This is a genomic window from Agrobacterium sp. Ap1 (assembly GCF_017313375.1).
GTDB lineage: Bacteria > Pseudomonadota > Alphaproteobacteria > Rhizobiales > Rhizobiaceae > Neorhizobium > Neorhizobium cellulosilyticum.
Genome location: NZ_JAFLMY010000005.1, coordinates 365,074 through 390,202 on the forward strand (window position 1 = coordinate 365,074; position 25,129 = coordinate 390,202).

Genomic DNA, 25,129 nt, shown 5'->3' on the forward strand with positions numbered 1-25,129 from the left:
TCACGGGTACGTGCGGCACATATTTCTACATTGATCATCCCCGTACACGCCACAGATCGCCAGGATCGCCCTATGTCATTTCTCGACAGCCGTAGCTTTGTTCTTGCAGCCCTTATTGCCGGAGGGCTGACCGTCCCCGCATTCGCCCAGACGCCTTCCACGTCACCCGCCCCTGCCTGCGGTGGCGACCTGACCGCGTTTCTCGCGGGCGTGAAGCAGGAAGCAATCTCCAAGGGCATTCCGGCCTCGGCGGTGGACGAAGCCCTCGCTGGCGCGCAGATCGACCAGAAGGTTCTGAGCCGTGACCGCGCCCAGGGCGTTTTCCGTCAGACTTTTCTTGAGTTTTCTCAGCGCACGGTCAGCCAGGCTCGCCTCGATATCGGCCGCCAGAAACTCAAGCAGCTCGCCGATGTTTTCTCACGTGCGGAAAACGAGTTCGGCGTGCCCGCAGGCGTGATCACCGCCTTCTGGGCGATGGAAACCGATTTCGGCGCCGTCCAGGGCGATTTCAACACCCGCAACGCGCTCGTCACGCTCTCCCATGACTGCCGCCGCCCGGAACTCTTCCGCCCGCAGCTGATCGCCCTGATCGAGATGGTGCAGCACGGCGACCTCAACCCGTCGACCAATACCGGTGCATGGGCCGGCGAAATCGGCCAGGTCCAGATGCTGCCGGAAGACATCATCGCTCAAGGCGTCGATGGCGACAACAGCGGCCATATCGACGTTAAGGGCAGCGCACCGGATGCGGTTCTGACGGCCGCGAAATTCATCCAGAGCATGGGATGGAAGAAGGGCGAGCCCTGGATCCAGGAAGTAACGTTGCCGGAGAATCTGCCCTTCGAGAAATCCGGCCTCGGCAACGAAATCCCGGCCAGCGAGTGGTTCTCCTACGGTGTCACCCCGCGTGATGGTGACACGAAATTCGGCAACCTGCCGGCAGCTCTCATACTGCCCCAGGGCCGCAAGGGACCGGCCTTCCTTACTTACCCGAATTTCGGCATCTACCTGCAGTGGAACCAGTCGTTCATCTACACGACCTCCGCCGCCTATTTCGCCACTCGTCTGACCGGCGCACCGCCCTACCAGAAGACAACTCCGGAACAGGGCCTCGATGTAGAGGCCATGAAGCAGCTGCAGACCAAGCTTGATGCTCACGGCCACGATGTCGGCAAGATCGATGGCATTCTCGGCTCCGGCACGCGCCAGGCTGTCCAGAAGGAACAGGCGCGCCTCGGCATGCCTGCCGATGGCTGGCCGACGGAGGCGCTGCTTCAGGCGCTTTAAGGTAGGAAATTGACCCCATGACACGAAACGGGTGGCGATCTGATCGCCGCCCGTTTTATCTTCTGCATCTCAATCAGCGGGAGAAGAGCATCCGGATGACATCAGCGACACCTCGATTGACCCTACTCGCCTGGGCCCTGCTCTTCCTTCTCGGTCTTCTCTGGGGTGGTTCCTTCTTCTTTGCCCGCATCGCGGTCCATGAAGTGCCGCCCTTCACGCTGGTTCTGCTGCGCCTCGGCATCGCTGCTCTCGCGCTGCACATCTATTTGCATGGACGCTTCGGCACTTATTCAATCCTGAAACAGCACTGGCGCTCGTTCCTTGTCCTCGGCTTGATCAACAACGCCCTGCCCCACACGCTGATCTTCTTCGGCCAGACCGAGATCGGCGCGGGACTCGCCTCCATCCTCAACGCCACCACGCCGATCTGGACGGTGATCATTGCCAATCAGTGGACCTCGGACGAAAAGCTGACCGGCGCCAAGCTTGCCGGCTGCGCCGCAGGCCTTGCCGGCACCTGCATCCTGATCGGCCCGAGTGCGATGACAGCCAGCGCCGCCCCGCTCTGGGCACTCATCCTTCCAGTCATGGCGGCGATCTCCTATGGCCTAGCCGGAACCTACGGCAAGCGTTTTCGCGGCATTCCAGCCCCTGTGACAGCCGCCGGCCAGTTGACCGCCTCCAGCCTCATCATGCTGCCGGTCTCGCTGATTGCCGACCAGCCCTGGACGCTGGCGACACCCTCCACGCACGCGATCGCGGCCATCATCGCGCTGGCTCTTCTTTCGACCGCACTTGGCTACCTGCTCTTCTTCAGGATCCTCTCGATCGCGGGGGCAACCAATACCTCGCTTGTCACTCTGCTGGTGCCGCCGAGCGCTATTCTGCTGGGAGCCATCTTCCTCGGAGAACGCCTCGCGATGACCGACTTGGCTGGAATGGCCGTCATCGGTTTCGGCCTCGTTCTGCTCGACGGACGAATCCTTCGCATGCGCAAAAAGACTGTTTGAAGCAGTGCAAAAGAGCCTTTTCACTCACGGAAAATAACGGTCATTAACAGACAAATAGATGAATTTAACGCATGGGAAAGCTTCGTTAATTTCCATTATTTCGTTTATTATCAACAAGATATATTGACAACAAAATCCTAACGCGGCTTGGTCACTGCGTTGCAGCACAAAATTCCGCTTTCCATTTGACACGGAACCGACATAAAATCGGACCGTCAACGCAAGGAGGCAGACATGGGACGTACATACCCCCTCAATCTCCTGGTAGTCGGTGCTGCATTCGCATTCATAGCCTCGATGCTCTTCATCTAGGCCAAAAGACTACCGGTCGTATCTTGCATCCATGAACGTTTGATATGGACCTGAATTTCGAAAGGCGCATGTTCCCAGGAACATGCGCCTTTCATTTAAGACAGCCTTCGGTCAAGCCGCAGCCTTACGCATTCCCGGCTTGTAGCCGATATTATCCAGCACAGCGGAAACGAGCGGCGAACGGTTCATCGTGTAGAGATGAATGTGGTTGAAACCATTGCGGCCGAGTTCTTCGATCTGTTCGGCGGCGACTTCGGCGGCGACCTTGGCCCGATCATCCGGGTTGTCGTCCAGCCCCTCGAACCGCTCATCGAGAAAACCGGGAATGGTCGCGCCGCAGCGTTTCGAAAAGCGCTTGAGCTGCGTCAGGTTCTGGATGGGCATGATGCCGGGAATGACCGGAATGGTAACACCGGCTGCAGCAACCTCATCCATGTAGCGGAAGAAGACCTCATTATCGAAGAAGAATTGGGTGAGCGCACGGTGAGCGCCGGCATCGGCCTTCTGCTTCAAGACCGAGATATCCGCAGCCATATTGCGGCTTTCGGGATGCTTTTCCGGATAGGCTGAAACGGAAATGTCGAAATCGCCGTATTCCGCCAACGCCTGCACCAGATCCGCCGTCCGCTGAAAGCCGTCTGCATGCGGCAGATAGGTTGTACCGATGCCAGCGGTCGGATCACCTCTGAGCGCAACGATCCTGCGCACTCCTGCAGCGCGATATTCCTCGACGACCGAGCGTACTTCATCCTTGGAAGCATCAACGCAGGTCAGGTGTGCGGCAGTCGCCAGGTTGGTCTTGTCGATGATCCCGGTGACAGCTGAGAGCGTAGGCTCTTTTGTGGAGCCACCTGCCCCATAGGTCACGGTGACGAATTCCGGCTGAAAGAGCGCCAGACGATCGACGGTCTCGAACAACTGCGCCTCCATCTCCTCGGATTTCGGCGGGAAGAATTCGAAAGAAATATCGAATCGCGGGCGTGTCGTGGTCTCGTTCATCATATTCTTCCTAAAATACCGAAATTGCTTCCGCTGGCTCAGCATCGGCCATCAGGAGACGGCGATCCTTTGCCAGCCATATCGTGACAGTGAGACCGTCATCTTGTTCCGGCGCAATATCGATGGCTTTTTCGATATCGAGCCCGGTCTTTTCCAACCAGTCGCCAATAGCCTCATGTGAGAAGCCAAGGCGTACATGGGCATGCTCTTCGCGCAAATGTTCAAGCTTGTGTGGTGCAAGGTCAACGATCAGCAGCCTGCCACCCGGCCGCAGGATACGGGCTGCCTCTGCGATCGCAAGTTCAGGCTGGTCGAGGAAATGCAGTACCTGGTGAATCGTGACGAGGTCGAAATCCTGTCCATCAAGCGATAGGTTGAGAATATCCGCATGACGCACGGACGCTTTCAAGATGCCGGCCTTGTCCAGATTGGCGCGCGCGACCGCCAACATATCGCGGCTTGCATCGACGCCAATCGCACGGCGGTAATGCGGAGCAAGCAGTTTCAGTATCCACCCCGTGCCCGTTCCAAGATCGAGCAGGGAATCGATAGGGGAAGGACCGACCAGCCGTAAAAGCGCCTGCTCGACAGCCGAATCGCTTGCATGGAGACGGCGAAGTTCATCCCATTCAGAAGCGTTGCGGCTGAAATAGGCCTGGGCACGTTCAGCCCGTTGATGCTTGACGGCAGAAAGCCGTTCGCCATCGCGAACCAGAACAGGGTCATCATTGGCCGAAGCGGCAAGCAAAGTCTTGACCAGCGCAGCAGCCGGGCCGTCCTGAGTCAGGCGGAAGTAAGCCCAGGCTCCTTCCTGATACCGGTCGATCAACGCGTCTTCGTTGAGAAGCTTCAAGTGGCGGGAGATACGCGGTTGCGACTGCCCGAGAATTTCGGTCAGGTCGGTTACCGTCAGGTCGCCCTTTGCCAACAAAGCGAGCAGCCGGAAGCGTGTCGGCTCCCCGACCGTCTTCAAAACGTCAACCAAAGTATCGAGTGCTAGCGACATACGCGTTTCCCGGCAATCAAGATATAAAGATATCTTTATATCGAATGCAGAGAGGATGCAAGCCGCCGTCTGGCGTTTGCAAAAAGGGCGGCAAAGCCGCCCTTTGAATTCACGGGAGTGAGTGAAGCGCCTTAGCGCGTCAGGCGCTTGTAGGCCTGGCTGCCCGGGTTCAGCGCATCCGGACCAAGTCGGCGAACCTTGTCCTGTTCGTAGTCTTCGAAGTTGCCTTCGAACCACTCGACATGACCGTCACCTTCGAAGGCAAGGATATGCGTGGCCAGACGGTCGAGGAACATGCGATCGTGGCTGATGATGATGGCGCAACCGGCAAAGGCTTCCAGCGCACTTTCGAGAGCGCCGAGCGTTTCCGTATCGAGGTCGTTGGTCGGTTCGTCGAGGAGGAGAACGTTGCCGCCGGCCTTCAGCATCTTGGCGAGGTGCACACGGTTACGCTGACCACCCGAAAGATTGCCGACCTTCTGCTGCTGGTCGCCACCCTTGAAGTTGAACGCGCCGCAATAGGCGCGGGAGTTCATGTCGAACTTGCCGAGCTTGATGACTTCCGCACCACCGGAAATTTCTTCCCACACGGTCTTGTTGCCGTCGAGAGCATCGCGGCTCTGGTCGACATAACCGAGATGCACGGTCTCACCGATGCGAATCGAGCCCTCGTCCGGCGTTTCCTGGCCTGTGATCATCTTGAACAGCGTCGACTTGCCGGCGCCGTTCGGACCGATAATGCCGACGATACCGCCCGGCGGCAGCTTCAGCGACAGGTCGTTGATCAGAGTGCGGCCGTCAAAGCCCTTCTTGATGCCTTCCAGTTCAATGACCACGTTGCCGAGGCGTTCGGAGACCGGAATGATGATCTGCGCATCGGTCGGCCGAATGTTTTCAGCCGCATCGACCAGCTGTTCGTAAGACTTGATACGGGCCTTCGACTTGGCCTGACGAGCCTTCGGGCTGGATGCGATCCATTCCTGTTCGCGCGACAACGCCTTCTGGCGACCAGCCTCTTCGCGAGCTTCCTGCTGCATGCGCTTGGCCTTGGCGGTCAGGTAGGCTGAATAGTTGCCTTCGTACGGAATGCCACGGCCGCGGTCGAGTTCGAGAATCCAGCCCGTGACGTTGTCGAGGAAGTAGCGGTCGTGGGTAATCATCATCACGGCGCCCGGATAGTCACGCAGGTGCTTTTCAAGCCATGCGATCGTTTCGGCGTCGAGATGGTTGGTCGGTTCGTCGAGCAGCAGCAGGTCCGGCTGCGACAGCAAAAGGCGGCAGAGCGCGATACGGCGGCGTTCACCACCCGACAGGTTGTCGACGGCGGCGTCCTTCGGCGGGCAGCGCAGCGCTTCCATCGCCATCTCGACTTGCTGTTCGAGGTCCCAGAGGTTCTGGCTGTCGATGATGTCCTGGAGCTTGGCACCCTCGTCCGCCGTCTCGTCAGAATAGTTCATCATCAGTTCGTTGTAGCGGTCCAGCACGGCCTGCTTGTCGGCCACGCCTTCCATGACGTTTTCGAACGCGGTCTTGTTAGGATCGAGCTTCGGCTCCTGCTCCAGGTAACCGACGGTCGCACCTTCGGCGAGCCAGGCTTCACCGGTATATTCCTTGTCCTGACCGGCAATGATGCGCAGAACCGTCGACTTACCGGCACCGTTCGGGCCGAGAATACCGATCTTGGCGTCGGGATAGAAGGACAGGTTGACGTTCTCAAGGATCTTCTTGGCGCCATAGGACTTGTTCAGTCCCGACATGTGATAGATGAACTGACGTGCCATCGATAATTAAGCTCCGGGGGAAAGAGGTTTTGCCGCTATGTAGGCGAAGACGCGCCTCGGGGCAATGCGAAGAGCGGGGGAGGTTTTGAAATGAGCTTGGATTTTGGGTGGGAAACGCACACTTTCCCCAGCCCGACGGGTGCCGGGATCGCCTATCGCCATGCCACGGCCCAAGGTGAAACAAAAGGCATCCTGATGATCTCCCATGGTTTGGCGGAGCATTCGACACGCTATCATCCCTTTGCCGAGGCGATGGCACGGAACGGTTTTCACGTTTACGCTTGGGACCATCGCGGTCATGGCAGGACGGTTGTGCCTGACGCACCGATCGGTCGTTTCGCATCGAAAGACGGCATACGCCTCGTCATTGACGACCTGATGGCCGTGCGTACTCGAGCCCTCACCGATCACCCCGACCTGCCCGTCATCCTGTTCGGCCACTCGATGGGTGGCCTGATCGCGCTCAACGCCGCAGTCGATCACCCTCGCGATTTCGCCGGTATCGCCATCTGGAATTCCAACTTCAATCCGGGCATGGCCGGCCGCGCTGCTCAAGGGCTTCTACTTGCAGAACGTGCGTTCAAAGGGTCGGACACGCCGAGCGGCATGCTCCCTCGCCTCACCTTCGGCGCATGGGGTGAAAGTATCCCCGGCCACCGCACCGCCTTCGACTGGCTGAGCCACGATCCGGCGGAAGTCCACGCCTATGTCGCCGATCCGCTCTGCGGTTTCGACGCCAGCGTCTCGCTCTGGCTCGATCTTTTCGAGATGACCTTCCGCGCCCCGAAACTCGTCGATCGGCTGCCAAAAGACCTGCCCATTCATCTGCTCGGCGGCGGAGAGGATCCCGCAACAGATAAAGGCCGGGCCATCCTTTGGCTTTCAGGTCACCTGCGCAAACACGGCTTCAATAATGTCATGACGCGCTTCTGGCCCAATGCCCGCCACGAAACTCTCAACGACACGATGCGCACCCAAGCCAAGGCCGAATTTGCCGATTGGGCTACCCGTATAATCCAGCCAATCAGAACAGCTGCGGAATGAGTTCATGACTTTTCTTCATGTGCGCAGAATGTCGCAGTCCATTATATCGAAATCATGAGTGCATCACCTGCCATGTCACGCCCAATAGCGCACACCGCCAGCATCACCACCGGCCTCGGCCTGATGATCCTGGCCATGTTGGTCGCGCCGCTGATCGACGTGTTTTCCAAGCTTGCGACCATCACCGCCTCCCCGACCATGATCACCGCGGCCCGCTTCGTCTTTCAAGGCCTGTGCATGCTACCATTCGTGCTCTGGGCAGGGTCGTGGCGCTCCTTTTCCTGGCGCATGAGTTTTTATCACGCGATCCGAGCCGGAGTGATCACCATATCCATGGTCTGCTTCGTCGCCACGCTGGCAGTCATGCCGGTCGCAGACGCGATCGCGATCTTCTTTGTCGAGCCTATCATTCTCACCATCCTGTCGAGCATCTTCCTGAAGGAAACCGTGGGTTGGCGCCGTTACACCGCCTGTGGCGTCGGGTTCATAGGCGCAATGATCGTCATTCGCCCGAGCTTTCAGGAGATTGGTTATGTCGCACTCCTGCCGGTCGTCACCGCCTTCTGCGTCGCCATCTTTGCCATGATGACACGTGCATTGGCGCATCGGGAGGAACCCTTCGCGATGCAGTTCCAGATGGCGCTCTGGGGTATCCCGATCTGCGCCGTCCTGCTTTTCGTCGGAGACGCTGCCGATATCGGCTTCCTTGCACCCTCGCTGCCCGGCATCACCACCTTCATGTGGATGGCTGGCGTTGGCGTTTTCGCCGCCCTTTCGGGTCTGCTGAGCGTATACGCCTATCGGGCCGCCCCCGCCTCCGTGCTCGCCCCGATCCAGTATTTCGAGATTGTCTCTGCCACACTTTTCGGCTGGCTGGTCTTCGGTGATTTTCCGGATCCGATCAAATGGCTCGGTATCTCGATCATCATCGGCTCCGGCCTCTACATCATCTGGCGCGAACGCCGCGTCGCCTCGATCAGACCCGTCACCACAAGCGAAACGACATCGGTAACCCCCTGACCATGGACATCGCCTCCAAAAAGCCGCCGCTTGCCGGCATCCGCGTCCTCGAACTCGCCCGCGTCCTTGCCGGCCCCTGGGCAGGCCAGATGCTGGCGGATATGGGGGCGGACGTCATCAAGGTCGAAAACCCGGAAGGCGGCGACGATACCCGCGCCTGGGGACCTCCGTTCGTCGAAAGCGCCGATGGCGAAAACCTGTCAGCCGCCTATTACCATTCCACCAATCGCGGCAAGCGCTCGATCGCCGTAGACCTGAAGACGGAAGAAGGACAGGCGATCATCCGCCGCCTCGCCGCGCAGTCCGATGTCCTGATCGAAAACTTCAAGCTCGGCGGACTGAAGAAATACGGCCTTGATTACGAGAGCCTGAAGAAGGTCAATCCGAAACTCGTCTACTGCTCGATTACCGGCTTCGGACAGGACGGCCCCTATGCCAGCCTCGCCGGCTACGATTACATCGTCCAGGGCATGTCGGGCTTCATGTCGATCACCGGCGAACCGGAAGGCCAGCCGATGAAGGCTGGCGTGGCGATCGCCGACATTTTCACCGGCATCTACGCGGTCACCGCCATTCAGGGCGCGCTGATCCATGCGATGAAAACCGGGGAAGGCCAGCAGGTCGACATGGCCTTGCTCGACGTCATGTCCTCGGTTCTCGCCAACCAGAACATGAACTACCTGATTTCCGGCATCTCGCCCGTGAAACTCGGCAATGCCCACCCGAACATATCGCCCTACGAGGTAATCCCGGTCCACGACGGCCACATCATCCTTGCTGTCGGCAATGACGGCCAGTTCCGCCGCTTCTGCCGCATTCTCGGCATCGAGCGCGTGGCAGATGCCGAGCGCTACGCAACCAACAAGGCCCGCGTCGCTCACCGTATCGAGGTTCGCAGCCTGCTTACCGCCGAGACGACGAAATGGACCAAGGCCGATCTTCTGGCCGCCTGCGGAGAAAATGCCGTGCCGGTCGGTCCGATCAATTCGATCGGAGAAATGTTCGAGGACCCGCAGGTCAAGGCACGCGGTCTGCGCATCGATCTTGAAGCGGCCGATGGCACGATCATTCCGGGCGTTAGGAGCCCAATCGTGCTGTCCGAGACACCGCTTGCCTATCACCGTCCGAGCCCCAAGGTTGGCGAGCATACGGATGAAATTCTGGCAGAACTGAATGCAATCGAGGAGGAGAGCAATCGATGGAAAGAACCGGGGAAACCACAAAAAGGACCGGCGGCCAGCTGATCGTCGAGGCGCTGAAGGCGAACGGCGTCAAACGGGTTTCCTGTGTGCCAGGCGAAAGCTACCTCGCCGTGCTCGATGCGCTTTATGAGAGCGGTATCGACGTCCTCGTCTGCCGCCAGGAAGGCGGCGCAGCAATGATGGCCGACACTTGGGGCAGGCTTTCGGGCGAACCGGGCATCTGCATGGTGACGAGAGGCCCCGGCGCCACCAACGCCTCTGCCGGCCTGCATGTCGCCAAGCAGGATTCGATCCCGATGATCCTCTTCGTCGGCCAGATCGGCCGCGATATGAAGGAGCGCGAAGCCTTTCAGGAAGTCGAATATCGCCGTGCCTTCACCGAATTCGCCAAATGGGTCGGCGAGATCGATGATGCCCGCCGCATTCCGGAATTCGTCACCCGCGCTTTTTCCGTCGCGACGTCCGGCCGCCCCGGCCCGGTGGTGCTGACGCTGCCGGAAGACATGCTGGTCGAAGAGGTCGAGGCACCGCAGGCTCGCGCCTATACGCGCGTCGAAAGCCATCCCGGAAAACAGCAGATCGACGAGTTCGAGAAACTGTTGAAAGCATCCCAGCGCCCGATGGTCATCCTCGGCGGTACGCGCTGGAATGAGCAGGCAGTAGCGGATTTCCAGGAATTCGCCAGCCGCTTCAAGCTGCCGGTCGGATGCTCCTTCCGCCGCCAGATGCTGTTCGACCACCTTCATCCCTCCTATGCGGGCGACGTCGGCATCGGCATCAATCCGTCCCTGGCCAAGGAGGTCAAGGACAGCGACCTTCTGATCCTGATCGGCAGCCGCATGTCGGAAATGCCGTCATCCAGCTACACGCTGATCGACATCCCCTACCCGAGCCAAAAACTCGTCCATGTCTTCCCTGATCCGGAAGAGATTGGCCGCATGTATCGCCCGGACCTTGCGATCTGCGCCGGCCCGGCAGAATTTGTCTCGGCGATCAACGACCTCGAACCTCCGGCCCTGCCGCTTTGGGCCGAGCGAAAGTCGACCATGCACGACGCCTATCTCAAATGGTCGACGCCGCCGGAGACCGGTCCCGGCGAGGTCCATATGGGGCCGATCATGTCCTGGATTGAAGATAACGTCCCCGACGATGCGATCTTCACAAATGGCGCAGGAAACTATGCCACCTGGCTGCACCGCTTCCATCGCTTCCAGAAATACAACACCCAGTCCGCTCCGACCTCCGGCTCCATGGGCTATGGCCTACCGGCAGCGGTCGCCGCCAAACAGCTGTTTCCCGAGCGCGAAGTCGTCTGCTTTGCCGGTGATGGCTGCTTCATGATGCATGGGCAGGAGTTCATCACCGCCGTCCGCTATGGACTGCCGATCATCACCGTACTGGTCAACAACGGCATCTACGGCACCATCCGTATGCACCAGGAGCGGGAATATCCGGGTCGCGTCAGCGGCACAGATTTGGTCAATCCGGATTTCGTCGCCTACGCCAAAGCCTTCGGCGGCCATGGCGAACTGGTCGAAAAAACCGAGGATTTCGGACCGGCCTATCTGCGCGCCCGTGAAAGCGGCAAAGCGGCAATCATCGAGGTCCGGCTCGATCCGGAAGCAATTACGCCAGCGAAAACACTGACTCAGATTCGCAACAAAGCCTAAGGCCCAGATTTGAGCATTTGCTCAAAAAGTCAGGAACCAAAGTCTGTTCATGTCGTTGATGCGGCATGGCAAATGAAACAAAACGAAAAGCACTGGGAGGCATGTCGACCTTCGTGGCCGTCATCTTCCTCATCGCAATCGCTCTTGCAGCCTTTTATCTTTTCGGCATGACGCCGGGCGAAGCATGATTAACAGATACACGAAAAGGGGCTGGATCTTCCGGCCCCTTTTTACATCTTCTGGGATAAAGAGAACTTGCTCGATCACCGAGCGGTCGGCAATCAGAGGCCGAGTTCGCGCTTGAAGATTGCGGACAACCGCGCACAAAATTCCACAGTGATCTGCTTGTCGGACAATGCATAGGCCCGCGTTGCCGTTCGCTGGGCAGCCTTGAAGGCTTTCTCCGTTTCCGCCTGCGGATTGGATGACGTCCCTCGTGCATATTTCAGAAACAGCGACTTCGAATCCCACACCATCGACGGACGCTTGTAGCGAATATCGCAAGCCCGCGCATAAATCATGGCTTGAGCGGCAACATCCAGTTCCGAACCCTGGGGCACGGAAGGCAGAGTTTGAGAGTGCGCCACGGATGCCAGCAGGCTACTGGCGATGCAAATCGTAAGCAGAGGTACTTTCAGCATCCGTGGCGCTCTTTATCAGATTGCGGCGGTTACGATGAACTCGACCTTGTACTTCGGAGCGGCCAGAGCAGCTTCGCTCGTGGCGCGGGCCGGCGGGTTGGCCGGATCAATCCAGGCTTCCCAGACGGCATTCATTTCGCCGAAGGTCGACATGTCGGAGAGATAGATGATCGTCTGCAGGATCTTGGACTTGTCGGAGCCGCTCGCGGCCAGCAGGCGATCGACTTCAGCCAGCGCGTCCTTGCACTGGTCGGTAACGGTTTCGCCTTCGCCAACCTGGCCGGCGAGATAGACGGTGTTGCCGTGTACGACCGCGCCGCTCATGCGGGCGCCGGGCTCGATGCGCTTGATGCTCATGGAAATGCTCCTGAATGCTGAGCTTGGAAAAAGCACGGAGTGAAGGTCACACCGCGCGCGAAAAACGGGTCAGCCCTTGAAACGCTGGGCCTGTTCGTAGATGGCGGTCGAGCGCGCGCCGGACCGGCAAAAGCCGAGCATCGGCTTTTGAAAATCTTCCAGCGCATCGGCCATCTCGGTCACGCCCTCCGGTGTCAGGCCCATGCGGCCGACCGGAATGTGACGGATTTCGAGGCCGAGTTCCTTCGCGCGAGCTTCGATTTCCGCATAATGCGGCTGACCGGGCTCTTCCTCGTCAGGACGATTGCAGACGAGAGACTTGAAGCCGAGCGCCTTTACCTCGTCCAGTTCCTCAACGGTGATCTGACCGGAGACGGAATACTCGTCGTTGATCTGGCGGATATCCATGGGCAACCTCCATTTTTGTGGCGCCAGCATTACGCGGTGGCTTGACGAGCGTCAACGGCACATAGTCGCATCTCAGACGAAGGCGAAGCGCAGCGCATAGTCTGCGCTCTCGCCGGGCTGAAGCCATTGCAACTCGCCTGTCTTGGCCAGTTCCTCGCGACTCGCCATTCGATGCGATACCGGTTCAATTCCAAGCACATGCGCCGGAGACTTCTGGTTTCTCCACACCTGCAGATAAGGCAGGCCGTCGGTCTTGAAGCGCACCTTCAATGTCGAGCCGCCAAGCGACGCGATAGGGCCAAGCGCCACTTCCGCCCACTCATCGCCCTCACGGCTTGCCGGCACGCAAAACACACTGCCCGGTTCAGGTCCGAAATCCCAGCGCATCTGGCCGCCATCCAGCATGGCGCCGGTCAGGTGCACGCCATCATCGAACAGCCATGCGCCGATATTCATGTGGTACATATGCACTCGCGCCATCGGCCTGGTTCCGGTATTGGTCACCTTGTCCTGCAGGCAGACCTCGCCGGTTGCGCCATCGATCCTCCAATGACGTTCGAGCAGCGCCTCGCCGCCATCCGCCGTTTTAACGGCCACACGGGCACGACATTCGGCCTCCTCCCCCTGCATATCCCAGAACAGAATCTCGGCCGGGTGGGAAGAATAGGAACCATGCAGCGGATATTTCCGGCCATCCGCGTCGCCGGCAATCGCTTCCGGATGGCGGATATGGTCCGGCCCGCACGTAAACAGAAATCCTTCCAGCGAATGGTCGATACGCGAATCACCATCGTCGGGGATCGCACGGCCGGGAGCGATATCAGTGTCGTGAACAAAGCATTTTCCGATATCCAGAACAGAGCTCTCGTCGAGCTCAAGCTTCGGTCCGAGGGCCGCCGTAAAGGTTTTCATCCACATTTCCTCCTGATGCTCACAACGCGTTTACCCAAGGTGAGCGGAATTTAATGATTCATTCATTGCAAACTGGGATTTTTCCATACAAGCGTCAAAATTAGCTTGTCAGTCAATGCACATAGCAAACGGGAACCAAGCACCCACATTCCCGATTACATGAATGTGCAACAGTATAATCGGTGAGAACGTGAAGCGCTCCGTCCTTTTCAGCATCAGCCTTGCGGCTCTGGCGATCTCGGTCGTTCCTGCAGCAGCGCAGTCGCGTTACGCGCAATATTCCGACAGACCCGTTCTGGTCGCACCAGATGGCGCGATCCTCGACTACATGCCCAACCAGCGGGACATGTATCTCAGTCGCGACGGCGCAGGCCGGCGGGTCTATCTCGACCGTTACGGCAATATCATCGCCACGGAAATGCGTCAGGGTGGCAATCGGCAGCGTTATGAGGAGTATCCGCCTGCACCGCGAGGTTATGACAACCGCCGTCAGGCAGGAGCCAATACCTCGCGTTACGACAATCAGGGCGGATACCAGGATTATCGTCAATATCGCCCGGAAGAGCCGGGATCGGTAACCGGCTCCATCGGCGGCTCAGTCACCCGCATGCCGCTCGAGCAGCAGGAATTGCCGGGCATAGATCAGGGCTATTCGGAAGAAGCATCGCTTGAGCCGAACCAGAGCATGCCACCGGCAGATAATCTGCACCCGAACAAGCCGGTCATCACGGTCACGAAAAAACCGCAGGCCGAGATCGCGGCGCTGCAGGTCTTTCTCGACCGCGAAGGCATTTCGCCCGGCGTTATCGACGGCCACCTTGGCGATAACGTCAACAAGGCGATTGCAGCCTGGCAGGAAATGACGGGCGAAACGCTCGATCCGAACAATTCCGAGGATATCATGCAGCGCCTCACCTATTCGGGTGGATTGCCGATCGTCGACTATACGATCACCGCATCGGACGCTGCAGGTCCATACGTCGCCGCCATTCCGGAAGACTACGCCCATAAGGCCGCGCTGCCAGCCATGTCATTTACCTCGGTTACGGAAAAGCTGGCTGAACAGTTTCATATGGACGAAGGGTATCTGAAGGCCCTCAACCCGAACGCCGACTTCACCATCCCGGGCACGATCGTCAAGGTCATCAATCCTGGCCAGCCGAAGACAGGTCAGGTGACGCGCATCATCGCCGACAAGGGGCGCAAGCAGGTCTTCGCTTATGGTGCCGACGGCAATCTGATCGCCGCCTATCCGGCAACTATCGGATCTTCGGACACGCCGTCGCCATCAGGCGACCATACGGTGCAGCGTATCGCGCTTGATCCGGGATATACCTACAATCCGAAGATCAACTTCACCCAGGGCAACAACACTCAGATCCTGCAGATCCCGCCGGGTCCGAATGGTCCGGTCGGTACGGTCTGGATTGCACTTTCCAAGCCCACTTACGGCATTCACGGCACGCCGGAACCGTCGAAGATCGGCAAGACCAACAGCCACGGCTGCGTGCGCCTCACCAATTGGGATGCGACGGAACTCGCCAAGATGGTCAAGCCGGGAACCACAGTGCAGTTCGTCGAATAAACAGACCGAGCCATACAAACGTCCCGAACGACAATGGCCGGCTTTCGCCGGCCATATTCATATCTCACAGTATATGGAGATGTATCACGCGACACCCCGGCCGAGTCCGATCAGCCGAGCGACTGCAGTGCGGCTCATTCTGGTCGGCATCAGCCGCAGAACTTCAGATGCATAGGCGCGAACGTTATCCTTCGCCTTTTCGACATTGCTGACCTTCGACGGATCCATGCTGTAAAGCGTACCGCCGCTCTCAAACAACTCCTTGAAAGCGGTCCGCTCGCCGATCGGCGTTGTAAGCACATTCACACCCTTGGCCGCCAGCAAGCCTTTGATGGCAAGCAGCGCCTTGGTCGTGACCATCGACGTTACTCGCGTCAATACGACCGAATGCGCAATATCCAGCCTGCCCTTCTCCTTCATCATCGCCAGAAGGTCGAGGATTTGCGCAGCCCCCTTGGCATCCATCGCCGAACCCTGCACCGGGATAAACACATGGTCAGAAAGCCCGAGCGCCGTTGTCACCAACGCATCGCGCGCGCCTGCAAGGTCGATGATGAAATAGTCGGTAGCGGAGGCCATTTCCCGCAAGTGGCAGTGAAGTGACGCAACGGTAACCTCCGAGATCACCTCGATATTGCGGACCTCACCGGAGGTCTCCTGCCACTGGCTGATCCAGCGCTGCGGATCGGCATCTATGATCGTGATACGAAATCCCTGATGGGCAAGCTCGGTCGCCAGCAGCAGCGCTGCGGTCGTTTTGCCGGCTCCGCCCTTGGCATTGGCGAAAGATATGACTGGCATTTTCCATTCCTTGGAGGTGACGAGCCGCATCGCTCTGCTGGCATCCCCGAAGCATGGGGCCTTCTCAGCTACATCTTTTCCAAAGATGGTTAATCAGCAGTTAATTCGCAGCCTGGCACGGCTGTATCACCGTAAACTGGTGCATTCGGGTATCAACGGGGCGACACCAAACAGCGATCGCCCCGTTTTCTTGCCCTTCCTGATCAGGCGAGCGACGCCGCCTCCTTGTGCCCCATGGCAAACTCTTCCTCTGGGGAGAGAATCAGCCGGTGGCGACCGACGATGGCGAAATAGGCGATCGCCACGGCGAACCACACGACGACCCAGACCACACCCTTGAAGAAATTCGGATCCTGGACCTGATAGATCAGCGTGACGACGGCAATCCCGATTGTCAGAGCAGCACCGGGGATGCCAAGCGGCGAGCGGAACGGCCGCTCGATATTCGGCAACTTCTTGCGCAGGATGATGAAGGAGATCGCCTGCATGATGTAGGAGAACATCGCTCCGAAAACGGCCATGTTCAGGAGCACCGCGCCGATCACCGTCCCGCCCTGCTCCGCGCCGAGCGCGAACCAGATGACCAACATGACTGCAAGCCCAACGGCAGCACCGGCCATCATCGCAACATAAGGCGTTTTGTAGACTGGATGAGTAACTGAGAGCGCAGTCGGGAAATAACCGGCACGCGAAAGCGAATAGATTTGCCGGCCTTGCGCGTAGAGGATCGTGTGGAAGCTGGCGATCAGGCCGGTCAGCGCCACGAGCCCGAGGATGACGACACCGCTGTCACCATAAACGGCCTTGAAGCCATCAAGCAGTGGCTCGAGCGCCGAACCCAGATGGAAGGCCCCGACACCCGGCAATGACGGATTGAGCAGCACGATCATGAAAGCCGAGACCATCAGGGTAATAATGCCGAGAATGATCCCCTTGGGCATGTCACGCTTCGGATCGACGGACTCTTCCGCCGCAAGCGGCAGTTGCTCGATGGCAAGAAACAGCCACACGGCAAAGGGCAGCGTCGCAAGAACACCCGAAAAACCGAATGGGAACCAGTCGCCGTTACCTTCGGGCAATTCGATCGCCGAGCCATCCGGTCCAACACCGATATTCAGCGCCCAACGGGAGAAATCCATGTTCGGAATGGCGCTAATCCAGAAGAACACCAGCACAGCCAGAGAAATCAGCGTGATAACCAATGTTACCTTGAACGAAAGTTCCAGGCCGAAAACATTCAGCGCCAAGAATACGCCATAGAACAATATCCACAGAAGCGGTGAATAGGCTGGATCGAGACCAAGGATCGAGTTCACATAAGCCGTGATGAAGGTGACGATGACCGCCGGCGTCAGCACATATTCAACGTTTTCACAAAGACCGGTTAGAAACCCGCCCCACGGCCCCATCGCAGTGCGGGCAAAGGAGTAGGCCGCCCCGGTATGCGGCAGCGCCGGGCTCATTTCAGCGATCGAAAATGTCAGGCCGAGATACATGACCGCGATGATCATGCCTGCCACCAGCATACCACCCCAGCCGCCTGTCGCAAAACCGAAGTTCCAGCCCGAGAAATGCCCGGAAATAACGGCACCGACCCCGAGCGCCCAAAGCGACCAGACACCGGCATAACGCGACAGGCCGCGCTTATCGAAATAGGACGCATCAGCCTTCTTGTAGCTGACGCCAGCAGATGAACTTTCCATTCCCCTTCTCCTGCTCAAAGCAAAGGGCTCCTGCCCCAGCGGCCGGATATGCCCATAGACCGTCAAGACCCGATATTTCGGTGTCCGGACCGCACAGCTTTGACGACTCCCAGGAGGATCTTGTTCGGTTATTGCCAGATGGCCCTACCGTGTTTCAGACCAGTCGCGATCCCTCGACCGATCTGTTGAAATGCATCATCCTCCGAAATCACGAGGCAGACGCGGCCATTCAGAGGACGACCGGACACCGTAAACGAAAGATTGATGCAAGCATTCTTCACTTTCAAGTTGTCGTCAAATGGAACTTCATCCTGCATCTGGCCAAATTGCGCCTTACGTGTTCCATCCACGACGTCCCGACCCGGTTATCCACAGCCGCAGCCCCGCCGTTTTTGACGATCGCGAAAAAAATGCTTTGAAAGCTGGAGCTTATGGCCTGATGATCCGGCAATCGACTGTCACATACAGTTCACGATACCGCACTACGAGTTGCCGCCGACACGATCAAACCTCAGGAGGACATCCGTGCTCAAGAACGCTCATCGCCTGCTTTCGCTGACGACCGCCGCAGTCGTCGCATCCACAAGCTTCGCTTTTGCCGAGCCGAGCGCCGAACTGATCGCAGCTGCCAAGAAGGAAGGTTCGCTGACGACCATTGCGCTACCCCACAGCTGGTGCGGTTACGGTGACATCATTGCCGGCTTCAAGAAGAAGTACGGCATCGAAGTCAACGAACTGAACCCGGACGCAAGCTCTGGCGACGAAATCGAAGCGATCAAGGCCAACAAGGGCAATACCGGTCCGCAGGCGCCTGATGTCATCGACGTCGGCCTCTCCTTCGGCCCCTCTTCCAAGGCCGAAGGCCTGATCCAGCCCTACAAGGTCTCCACCTGGGATTCGATCCCGGCTGACGCAAAGGATGCCGACGGCCACTGGTATGGCGATTATTACGGCGTTCTCTCCTTCGTCGTGAACACCGACATCGTCAAGGAAGTCCCGAAGGACTGGAAGGACCTCACCAAGTCCGACTATGCAAATTCGGTTGCGCTCGCAGGTGACCCGCGCGGCTCCAACCAGGCCGTACAGGCCGTCTACGCAGCCGGTCTTGCCGGCGGTGAAACCGATGCCACCAAGGCTGGCGAAGCCGGCCTGAAGCTGTTCTCGGAGATCAACAAGGCTGGCAATTTCGTGCCTGTCATCGGCAAGTCCGCCTCGCTCGCTCAGGGCTCCACCCCGATCGTCATCGCCTGGGACTATAACGGCCTCTCCTGGCGCGACACGCTGAAGGGCAACCCGCCGCTCGAAGTCGTCGTTCCGGAGACCGGTGTTGTCGCCGGCGTATACGTCCAGGCAATCTCGGCCTTCGCACCGCACCCGAACGCTGCCAAGCTGTGGATGGAATATATCTATTCCGACGAAGGCCAGCTCGGTTATCTGAAGGGATATTGCCACCCGATCCGCTTCAACGATCTTGCCAAAAACAACAAGATTCCGAAGGAAATGCTCGACGCACTGCCGCCGGCAGCAGCTTACGAGAAGGCCAAGTTCCCGACTCTCGACGAACAGGCCGCAGGCAAGACCGCCATCACCACCAAGTGGGATTCGGTCGTCGGCGCCAACGTTCAGTAATGCATCTCGCCTCCCCGTCTGTCGGCGGGGAGGCTTTCTTTCGTCTCCCACAGAAGCGCTATTTCATGACAACGGCATCATCGTCCTTCATCGACAGACGCACAGTCATCGATTGGCTCGGCATCGCGCCGTTCATGATTTTCGCGCTGATGTTTCTGATCGTTCCGACGCTTTATCTCGTGATGGGAGCTTTTTTTACGCCGGACGGTCAGTTCACCTTCAAGAATATCGCTGACCTTTTCACGCCGACAATTCTCTCGGCCTACTGGATTTCGATCAAGGTCTCGTTTGCCTCTTCGCTCGGCGGCGCGCTGATCGGCTTTTTCCTCGCCTGGGCAATCGTGCTCGGCGGCCTACCCTCCTGGATTCGCTCCGGCCTTTTGACATTTTCCGGCGTCGCCTCGAATTTTGCCGGCGTGCCGCTTGCTTTTGCCTTCATTGCGACGCTCGGCCGCACCGGCCTCGTCACGGTATTCCTGCGCGACTGGTTCGGCTTCAATCTGTATTCGACCGGATTCAATCTCCTGTCCTTCGTCGGTTTGACCGTCACCTACATGTTCTTCCAGATCCCGCTGATGGTTCTGATCCTGACCCCGGCTCTCGACGGCCTGAAGAAGGAGTGGCGCGAGGCCTCCGAAATTCTCGGCGCGTCCACCTGGCAATACTGGCGGATGGTCGCCTTCCCGATCCTCTGGCCAAGCCTGCTCGGCACCAGCCTGCTTCTCTTCGCCAATGCTTTCGGTGCCATTGCCACCGCCTATGCATTGACCGGCTCCTCTCTCAATATCGTGCCGATCCTTCTTTATGCGCAGATCCGCGGCGACGTGTTGCATAACCCGAACCTGGGTTATGCGCTGGCGCTTGGCATGATCGTCATCACCGGCCTGTCGAACATTCTCTATATCTGGCTGCGCATGCGCGCCGAACGCTGGCAGAAGTGAGGGCGACAGAGATGAAGATGACGAAATTCTTCGCCTGGCTCGCTATCGCTATCGGGGTGATCTACTTTTTCGTTCCGCTGCTCGGTACATTTGAATTCTCGTTGCGCATGCGTCGCGGTGAATATTCCTTCGACGCCTATGGATCGGTCTTTTCCGATGTCCAGTTTCAGCAGACCTTCGGCTTTTCCATTCTGATGGCGCTGTTCACCATAGCCTTCGGCATGCTGCTTGTTGTACCGACGGCCTATTGGGTCCGTCTTCGCTTGCCGCAGATGCGCCCGGTGGTCGAGTTTGTCACCCTCATGCCTCTCGTCATTCCGGCGATCGTCATCGTCTTCGGTTACTTGCGCCTCTACAATTCCTCGTCCTACATCCCGTTCACCGGGTCGACATTCGGCACCAACGTGCTTCTTGTAATGTCCTACATCACCCTGTCGCTGCCCTACATGTATCGCTCGGTCGACACCGCGATGCGCACGATCGACGTGCGCACCCTGACCGAGGCCGCCGAAATTCTCGGCGCAAAATGGCCAACCATATTGTTCCGCTGCATTTTCCCGAATGTCATGTCGGGTGTCCTGTCGGGCGCATTCATCACGTTTGCGATCGTCATGGGCGAGTTCACCATGGCAGCTCTCCTCAATCGCCCGGCCTTCGGTCCATATCTGCAGCTCGTCGGCGCCAACAAGGCTTACGAGCCGTCCGCGCTCGCCGTCATCGCCTTCGCCATGACCTGGCTTTCCATGGGCCTCATTCAACTCGTCTCCCGTATCAGCAAGATGGCGCCGGCCCGCCGCGCCTAAGGAATTCCGCCCATGTCCTTCCTCGTCCTCGACAGTCTCAAGAAGAGTTTCGGCCAGACCCAGGTCGTCAAGGATTTCAACATGTCGATCGACAAGGGAGAATTCATCTCCTTTCTCGGCCCGTCCGGCTGCGGCAAAACGACGATCCTCAGAATGATCGCCGGTTTCGAAACCCCGAGTGACGGCACGATAACCATCAACGGCAAGAACCAGTCGGGCCTGAAAACCAGCCAGCGCAATATCGGCATGGTTTTCCAGGCTTACGCGCTCTTCCCCAACATGAATGTTTTCGACAACGTCGCCTTCGGCCTCAAGGTCGCAGGCCAGCCGAAGGCTGAGATAGAGGCGCGGGTGAAGGAGATGCTGAAGCTCATCCACCTTGAGCACCTTGCCGACCGCTACCCCTACCAGATGTCTGGAGGCCAGCAGCAACGCGTGGCCCTTGCGCGGGCGCTGGCTCCCAAACCCCAGGTTTTGCTGCTCGACGAACCGCTTTCTGCGCTTGACGCAAAAATCCGCGTATCGCTGCGCGAGGAGATCCGCCAGATTCAGCGCCAGCTTGGCATCACCACCGTCTTCGTCACGCACGATCAGGAAGAGGCATTGTCCATATCCGATCGTATCGTCGTCATGAATGCCGGCCGTGCCGATCAGATCGGCACGCCATCGGATATCTACAATCGCCCCGCCACACGTTTCGTCGCCTCATTCGTCGGCACGCTCAATATCATCGACGCGGCAGTAGCCGACCCGGCCGCCAATACGATCCGTATCGGCGAAAACATCATCACTCTACGCGAGCCTATCGGCGCTCTGAAATCTGGAGAAAAAGTCTCCGTCGCCCTGCGGCCGGAAGCGGGTTCGTTGGCAGAAAGCGCCAAAGGCGATACCGCCCTCACAGGAACAGTCGTCTCGTCTCACTTCCTCGGTTCGGTCGTTCGCACGAAATTCGGCGTCGGGGGCAACCAGATTTCCTTCGACATGTTCAACGCCCCGGACAAGGTCCTTCCGCAGCCGGGCGAAACCGTCACCCTGCGCTTTGCGGCAAGCGACCTGTTATTGATCAAGGACTGATCAACGGCGCTCGTTGGCGGCATCAGTCCTGTTGCCAAACTGCATCGCCATACCAGTGGAATAACCGGAAAAACGGCCTTTGAACCTTGATATGCGGCCTCCCATGCCGCATTCCGGTTTGCGCTATCTCCCTGAGCGGGAGCCCACCCCGTACCTTCAGTTGAATACAATGTCTTCGATTACCTCATCGGCTCCTTCGAGAGCCGCACCGCGCCGTCTTACCTCTCAGGATTTCAGAACCCTCGGCCTCGCGGCGCTCGGCGGCGCCCTGGAATTCTATGATTTCATCATCTTCGTCTTTTTCGCGACGGTGATCGGCAAACTGTTCTTTCCGCCGGACATGCCGGAATGGCTGGTGCTGATCCAGACGTTCGGTATTTTCGCAGCCGGTTATCTCATTCGCCCGCTCGGCGGCATCGTGCTTGCCCATTTCGGTGACATGTTCGGCCGCAAAAAGGTCTTTGCCTTTTCGATCCTCTTGATGGCGCTGTCGACGCTCGGCATGGCTGTCATGCCGACCTATGCGACGATCGGCGTCCTCGCCCCCATCCTTCTCGTGTTGATGCGCATCCTGCAGGGTGCAGCCATCGGCGGCGAGGTTCCAGGTGCATGGACCTTCGTGGCCGAACACGTCCCCTTCCGCCGTGTCGGCTTTGCCTGCGGCTTTCTGACATCAGGTCTCTCATTCGGCATTCTGCTTGGCTCGTCCATTGCAACCGTAATCAACACGGTCTTCACGCCGGAAGCGATCGCCGATGGCGCATGGCGCATTCCGTTTTTCATCGGCGGCATCTTCGGCCTCCTCTCTGTCTGGATGCGTCGCTGGCTGCAGGAAACGCCGATCTTCGCCGAGATGAAGGCCAGCCGTGCGCTTGCTCCGGAACTGCCGCTGAAGACGGTCCTGCGCGACCATCTGCGCGGCGTCGTCATCTCCATGCTGCTCACCTGGATCCTGTCGGCAGCAATCGTCGTCACGACCCTGATGACAGCAACCTTGCTGCAGAAAATCTATGGCTACACAGCGCAGCAGTCGCTTGCCGCCACCAGCTTCGGCACGCTATTCCTGATCTTCGCCACCTCAGCGGCCGGCAGCATTGTCGATCGCGTTGGTTCGGGGCGTTTCTTCACGATCGCCGGTGTCGTCTTTGGAGCAGCCACGTGGGCCTTCTACAGCTTCGCGGCAACGTCGATCACCCTCATGTTCGCGCTTTATGCGGTCATGGGTCTGGCGGTAGGCCTGGTTGGCGCAGTGCCCTATGTTATGGTTCGTGCTTTCCCGGCCCGCGTCCGTTTCACAGGCCTGTCCTTCTCCTACAACGTCTCCTACGCCATATTCGGCGGTCTCACCCCGATTGGCGTTACCACCGCGCTTGCCATCAACCCTATGGCGCATGCCTGGTACTTGCTCTTCATCGCGGCATTGACGGTCGGTATCGGCATTTACCTTATGCTGCACGGCGACAAGGTCGAGTCCGAAGCCGGCATCGAGGAACTGACAGCGCGGTTGGCTAAAGCCTGACCGCAAAACTGAATGCGATATGAAAAGGAAAAGCCGGAAAATAAAACTTTCCGGCTTTTTCTATGTGATCATCGGAAACCAAGCCTGGCAGAAAAGACGACTGCACCGCCGTCCTCAAGAGAGGCCGCGGCTGGACTATGACTGGCTCAGATAACGTCCAGCTTCATTGGAAGATACGAAGTTCTGGTCGCTCATCCTGCAGTGAATATTATCAACAGAAAAAATTCAAAATATACTTCATCTAAATTGACCGCGAAAATAATATAGAAATATAAAATAAAAATACAAAAGCACCACCGCAAGACGCGAGAATTCCATGAGAAATCATTATGAAGTCTTGGATGCATTGCGTTTCATGGCCGCCACTGGCGTTCTTTTATTTCATTTAGCACATTGGCTGAACATACCCTGGCTGCTTCCCAATGCCGGTATAGCCGTCGATTTCTTCTTCTGCCTCAGCGGCTTCGTAATGGTCGTGGCGTACCAGCACAAAATAGGCTCCTCCTCCGACTTATTGCCATTTCTGCGAGTGAGGGTGCTGAGACTTTGGCCAATGATCATGCTCGCGACATTCGTGAGTGCCAGCTATCTCGTCGCAAAGGGATTTTTGTCATCTGACGCCCCAACCATCTCCATGGTCCTGGAAGCAGCCAGTTTGTCGTTGATTTCCGTGCCCTATATGGATGCGCCCGTCTCCATCGGTGGCCCTCAGGTATTCCCTTTGAATGGACCACAATTCTCGCTGTTTTTCGAGATTTTCGTGAATATAGCCTGGGCGGCCCTCCTGATCACCCTCCCTCGAAGGTTCTATCTGATCACCTGCGCCATCCTAATTCCTCTTTCTGGCGCCTGCCTTTATTATGGCTTTGGTGGTGATACGACTGCGAATTTCTGGCTGGGTTTCCCGCGGGTAATATGCTCGTTCTTCGTCGGCATTCTGGCCGCCAATCTGTTGACCAAAGATTGGGACCCTGGCGTTTTGGGTCGCAGACTATTCGTCGCGCTTCTTTTGATGACTGCACTTTTGGTCATCCTGCCGATACCGATGGGTCGGTATGCGACGATCTGGACGATTATCGTATCACCGATACTTGTCGTCCTCGGCGCCAAACAGCAGCTGCCGTCAAGACTGAAAGCAGCTGCCACGTTCAGCGGAACACTTTCGTATCCGATCTACACTCTGCACTACCCACTGTTCTGCTGGTTGAACGGTATTTTCGTCATGATAACAAAATCGCAGGGAGGCCTGCTGGAAGCGGCAATCCTGGCCCCCATCATAATAGCGATCTGCTACTTGGTCACAATCAGGATCGAATTGCCCGTCATGGCCGCGCTCAGGCGCGCAAACGCGCCAACAGTAAAAAGCCCTGCCTGAAAGCTTATGAGCCGCGCGCAGAAAGCCACAACGGCAGACGTGCCCACGAT

Annotated in this window: 23 protein-coding genes; 14 read left to right on the forward strand and 9 right to left on the reverse strand. The window is 58.1% G+C overall.

Annotated elements, in window-relative coordinates:
• Positions 1 to 72: 72 nt before the first annotated feature.
• Both JZX87_RS13230 and JZX87_RS13235 read left to right on the forward strand, forming a co-directional pair.
• Positions 73 to 1,287, forward strand: a complete 1,215-nt coding sequence (locus JZX87_RS13230; RefSeq protein WP_206826034.1) for a lytic murein transglycosylase — start codon at positions 73 to 75, stop codon at positions 1,285 to 1,287.
• A 95-nt stretch (positions 1,288 to 1,382) separates the two neighbouring features.
• The gene (locus tag JZX87_RS13235) at positions 1,383 to 2,297 is read left to right on the forward strand and encodes a DMT family transporter (RefSeq protein WP_206826036.1); all 915 of its coding nucleotides are present in this window, start codon (positions 1,383 to 1,385) and stop codon (positions 2,295 to 2,297) included.
• A 423-nt stretch (positions 2,298 to 2,720) separates the two neighbouring features.
• Here the strand turns inward: JZX87_RS13235 and metF are convergent, their stop codons facing one another.
• The 3 genes from metF to ettA form a co-directional block, all read right to left on the reverse strand.
• Positions 2,721 to 3,611 (reverse strand): methylenetetrahydrofolate reductase [NAD(P)H], encoded by an 891-nt coding sequence (metF, locus tag JZX87_RS13240; protein WP_148147596.1) that lies wholly within the window; start codon positions 3,609 to 3,611, stop codon positions 2,721 to 2,723.
• Positions 3,612 to 3,618: 7 nt separating this feature from the next.
• Entirely contained in the window at positions 3,619 to 4,614 is a 996-nt protein-coding gene (locus tag JZX87_RS13245; protein WP_148147595.1) for an ArsR/SmtB family transcription factor, read from the reverse strand.
• 131 nt (positions 4,615 to 4,745) lie between these two features.
• Positions 4,746 to 6,395 carry an energy-dependent translational throttle protein EttA gene (ettA, locus tag JZX87_RS13250; protein WP_148147594.1) on the reverse strand — a complete coding sequence of 550 codons (1,650 nt, stop codon included), beginning with the start codon at positions 6,393 to 6,395 and terminating at the stop codon, positions 4,746 to 4,748.
• 90 nt (positions 6,396 to 6,485) lie between these two features.
• Here ettA and JZX87_RS13255 point away from each other — a divergent pair, with 90 nt between their 5' ends.
• The 5 genes from JZX87_RS13255 (at position 6,486) to JZX87_RS31305 (ending at position 11,519) form a co-directional block, all read left to right on the forward strand.
• Positions 6,486 to 7,439 (forward strand): alpha/beta fold hydrolase, encoded by a 954-nt coding sequence (locus tag JZX87_RS13255; RefSeq protein ID WP_206826038.1) that lies wholly within the window; start codon positions 6,486 to 6,488, stop codon positions 7,437 to 7,439.
• A gap of 72 nt (positions 7,440 to 7,511) precedes the next feature.
• Positions 7,512 to 8,459: a DMT family transporter gene (locus JZX87_RS13260; protein ID WP_502711316.1), complete on the forward strand. Its 948-nt coding sequence runs from the start codon at positions 7,512 to 7,514 to the stop codon at positions 8,457 to 8,459.
• Positions 8,460 to 8,461: 2 nt separating this feature from the next.
• Positions 8,462 to 9,703: a succinate--glutarate CoA-transferase gene (gene caiB, locus JZX87_RS13265; protein ID WP_206826040.1), complete on the forward strand. Its 1,242-nt coding sequence runs from the start codon at positions 8,462 to 8,464 to the stop codon at positions 9,701 to 9,703.
• A complete protein-coding gene (locus tag JZX87_RS13270) occupies positions 9,658 to 11,331 on the forward strand; it encodes a thiamine pyrophosphate-binding protein (RefSeq protein WP_206826041.1) in 1,674 nt (557 codons plus the stop codon). Before caiB ends, JZX87_RS13270 begins: the two co-directional genes overlap by 46 nt.
• Before the next feature lie 65 nt (positions 11,332 to 11,396).
• Complete coding sequence (locus JZX87_RS31305; protein ID WP_280518259.1) at positions 11,397 to 11,519, forward strand: hypothetical protein; 123 nt, start codon at positions 11,397 to 11,399, stop codon at positions 11,517 to 11,519.
• 93 nt (positions 11,520 to 11,612) lie between these two features.
• Here JZX87_RS31305 and JZX87_RS13275 read toward each other — a convergent pair whose 3' ends face one another.
• The 4 genes from JZX87_RS13275 to JZX87_RS13290 form a co-directional block, all read right to left on the reverse strand.
• A complete protein-coding gene (locus JZX87_RS13275) occupies positions 11,613 to 11,972 on the reverse strand; it encodes a hypothetical protein (RefSeq protein WP_206826042.1) in 360 nt (119 codons plus the stop codon).
• Positions 11,973 to 11,987: 15 nt separating this feature from the next.
• On the reverse strand, positions 11,988 to 12,329 hold the full coding sequence (locus JZX87_RS13280) for a RidA family protein (RefSeq protein ID WP_112457847.1): 342 nt from the start codon (positions 12,327 to 12,329) through the stop codon (positions 11,988 to 11,990).
• Positions 12,330 to 12,398: 69 nt separating this feature from the next.
• Positions 12,399 to 12,737 (reverse strand): protein tyrosine phosphatase family protein, encoded by a 339-nt coding sequence (locus tag JZX87_RS13285; RefSeq protein ID WP_148147588.1) that lies wholly within the window; start codon positions 12,735 to 12,737, stop codon positions 12,399 to 12,401.
• A 72-nt stretch (positions 12,738 to 12,809) separates the two neighbouring features.
• Positions 12,810 to 13,649 carry a DUF4432 family protein gene (locus JZX87_RS13290; RefSeq protein ID WP_206826043.1) on the reverse strand — a complete coding sequence of 280 codons (840 nt, stop codon included), beginning with the start codon at positions 13,647 to 13,649 and terminating at the stop codon, positions 12,810 to 12,812.
• A 163-nt stretch (positions 13,650 to 13,812) separates the two neighbouring features.
• Here JZX87_RS13290 and JZX87_RS13295 point away from each other — a divergent pair, with 163 nt between their 5' ends.
• Entirely contained in the window at positions 13,813 to 15,234 is a 1,422-nt protein-coding gene (locus JZX87_RS13295; protein WP_183821457.1) for a L,D-transpeptidase, read from the forward strand.
• A gap of 84 nt (positions 15,235 to 15,318) precedes the next feature.
• On the opposite strand, the gene JZX87_RS13300 is transcribed toward JZX87_RS13295, so the two are convergent.
• Both JZX87_RS13300 and JZX87_RS13305 read right to left on the reverse strand, forming a co-directional pair.
• Positions 15,319 to 16,035, reverse strand: a complete 717-nt coding sequence (locus JZX87_RS13300; RefSeq protein ID WP_206826044.1) for an AAA family ATPase — start codon at positions 16,033 to 16,035, stop codon at positions 15,319 to 15,321.
• Between the two features lie 203 nt (positions 16,036 to 16,238).
• Positions 16,239 to 17,738 (reverse strand): amino acid permease, encoded by a 1,500-nt coding sequence (locus JZX87_RS13305; RefSeq protein WP_206826046.1) that lies wholly within the window; start codon positions 17,736 to 17,738, stop codon positions 16,239 to 16,241.
• A gap of 525 nt (positions 17,739 to 18,263) precedes the next feature.
• Between JZX87_RS13305 and JZX87_RS13310 the strand changes: the two genes are divergently transcribed.
• From JZX87_RS13310 to JZX87_RS13335, 6 genes are all read left to right on the forward strand, one after another.
• The gene (locus JZX87_RS13310; protein WP_148147583.1) at positions 18,264 to 19,367 is read left to right on the forward strand and encodes an extracellular solute-binding protein; all 1,104 of its coding nucleotides are present in this window, start codon (positions 18,264 to 18,266) and stop codon (positions 19,365 to 19,367) included.
• A gap of 65 nt (positions 19,368 to 19,432) precedes the next feature.
• Positions 19,433 to 20,308 (forward strand): ABC transporter permease, encoded by an 876-nt coding sequence (locus JZX87_RS13315; protein ID WP_148147582.1) that lies wholly within the window; start codon positions 19,433 to 19,435, stop codon positions 20,306 to 20,308.
• A gap of 11 nt (positions 20,309 to 20,319) precedes the next feature.
• A complete protein-coding gene (locus JZX87_RS13320; protein WP_183821455.1) occupies positions 20,320 to 21,111 on the forward strand; it encodes an ABC transporter permease in 792 nt (263 codons plus the stop codon).
• A 12-nt stretch (positions 21,112 to 21,123) separates the two neighbouring features.
• Positions 21,124 to 22,185, forward strand: coding sequence for an ABC transporter ATP-binding protein (locus JZX87_RS13325; protein WP_206826048.1), 1,062 nt, complete (start codon positions 21,124 to 21,126; stop codon positions 22,183 to 22,185).
• Positions 22,186 to 22,354: 169 nt separating this feature from the next.
• On the forward strand, positions 22,355 to 23,704 hold the full coding sequence (locus JZX87_RS13330; protein WP_206826050.1) for an MFS transporter: 1,350 nt from the start codon (positions 22,355 to 22,357) through the stop codon (positions 23,702 to 23,704).
• A 316-nt stretch (positions 23,705 to 24,020) separates the two neighbouring features.
• On the forward strand, positions 24,021 to 25,079 hold the full coding sequence (locus JZX87_RS13335) for an acyltransferase family protein (protein WP_206826052.1): 1,059 nt from the start codon (positions 24,021 to 24,023) through the stop codon (positions 25,077 to 25,079).
• The last annotated feature ends 50 nt before the right edge of the window (positions 25,080 to 25,129 follow it).

Bases quoted from the DNA above. Each gene is read 5' to 3' on its own strand.
- JZX87_RS13230 (WP_206826034.1), top strand. From the start codon at position 73: ATGTCATTTCTCGACAGCCGTAGCTTTGTTCTTGCAGCCCTTATTGCC.
- JZX87_RS13235 (WP_206826036.1), top strand. From the start codon at position 1,383: ATGACATCAGCGACACCTCGATTGACCCTACTCGCCTGGGCCCTGCTC.
- metF (WP_148147596.1), bottom strand. From the start codon at position 3,611: ATGATGAACGAGACCACGACACGCCCGCGATTCGATATTTCTTTCGAA.
- JZX87_RS13245 (WP_148147595.1), bottom strand. From the start codon at position 4,614: ATGTCGCTAGCACTCGATACTTTGGTTGACGTTTTGAAGACGGTCGGG.
- ettA (WP_148147594.1), bottom strand. From the start codon at position 6,395: ATGGCACGTCAGTTCATCTATCACATGTCGGGACTGAACAAGTCCTAT.
- JZX87_RS13255 (WP_206826038.1), top strand. From the start codon at position 6,486: ATGAGCTTGGATTTTGGGTGGGAAACGCACACTTTCCCCAGCCCGACG.
- JZX87_RS13260 (WP_502711316.1), top strand. From the start codon at position 7,512: ATGTCACGCCCAATAGCGCACACCGCCAGCATCACCACCGGCCTCGGC.
- caiB (WP_206826040.1), top strand. From the start codon at position 8,462: ATGGACATCGCCTCCAAAAAGCCGCCGCTTGCCGGCATCCGCGTCCTC.
- JZX87_RS13270 (WP_206826041.1), top strand. From the start codon at position 9,658: ATGGAAAGAACCGGGGAAACCACAAAAAGGACCGGCGGCCAGCTGATC.
- JZX87_RS31305 (WP_280518259.1), top strand. From the start codon at position 11,397: ATGGCAAATGAAACAAAACGAAAAGCACTGGGAGGCATGTCGACCTTC.
- JZX87_RS13275 (WP_206826042.1), bottom strand. From the start codon at position 11,972: ATGCTGAAAGTACCTCTGCTTACGATTTGCATCGCCAGTAGCCTGCTG.
- JZX87_RS13280 (WP_112457847.1), bottom strand. From the start codon at position 12,329: ATGAGCATCAAGCGCATCGAGCCCGGCGCCCGCATGAGCGGCGCGGTC.
- JZX87_RS13285 (WP_148147588.1), bottom strand. From the start codon at position 12,737: ATGGATATCCGCCAGATCAACGACGAGTATTCCGTCTCCGGTCAGATC.
- JZX87_RS13290 (WP_206826043.1), bottom strand. From the start codon at position 13,649: ATGAAAACCTTTACGGCGGCCCTCGGACCGAAGCTTGAGCTCGACGAG.
- JZX87_RS13295 (WP_183821457.1), top strand. From the start codon at position 13,813: ATGTGCAACAGTATAATCGGTGAGAACGTGAAGCGCTCCGTCCTTTTC.
- JZX87_RS13300 (WP_206826044.1), bottom strand. From the start codon at position 16,035: ATGCCAGTCATATCTTTCGCCAATGCCAAGGGCGGAGCCGGCAAAACG.
- JZX87_RS13305 (WP_206826046.1), bottom strand. From the start codon at position 17,738: ATGGAAAGTTCATCTGCTGGCGTCAGCTACAAGAAGGCTGATGCGTCC.
- JZX87_RS13315 (WP_148147582.1), top strand. From the start codon at position 19,433: ATGACAACGGCATCATCGTCCTTCATCGACAGACGCACAGTCATCGAT.
- JZX87_RS13320 (WP_183821455.1), top strand. From the start codon at position 20,320: ATGAAGATGACGAAATTCTTCGCCTGGCTCGCTATCGCTATCGGGGTG.
- JZX87_RS13325 (WP_206826048.1), top strand. From the start codon at position 21,124: ATGTCCTTCCTCGTCCTCGACAGTCTCAAGAAGAGTTTCGGCCAGACC.
- JZX87_RS13330 (WP_206826050.1), top strand. From the start codon at position 22,355: ATGTCTTCGATTACCTCATCGGCTCCTTCGAGAGCCGCACCGCGCCGT.
- JZX87_RS13335 (WP_206826052.1), top strand. From the start codon at position 24,021: ATGAGAAATCATTATGAAGTCTTGGATGCATTGCGTTTCATGGCCGCC.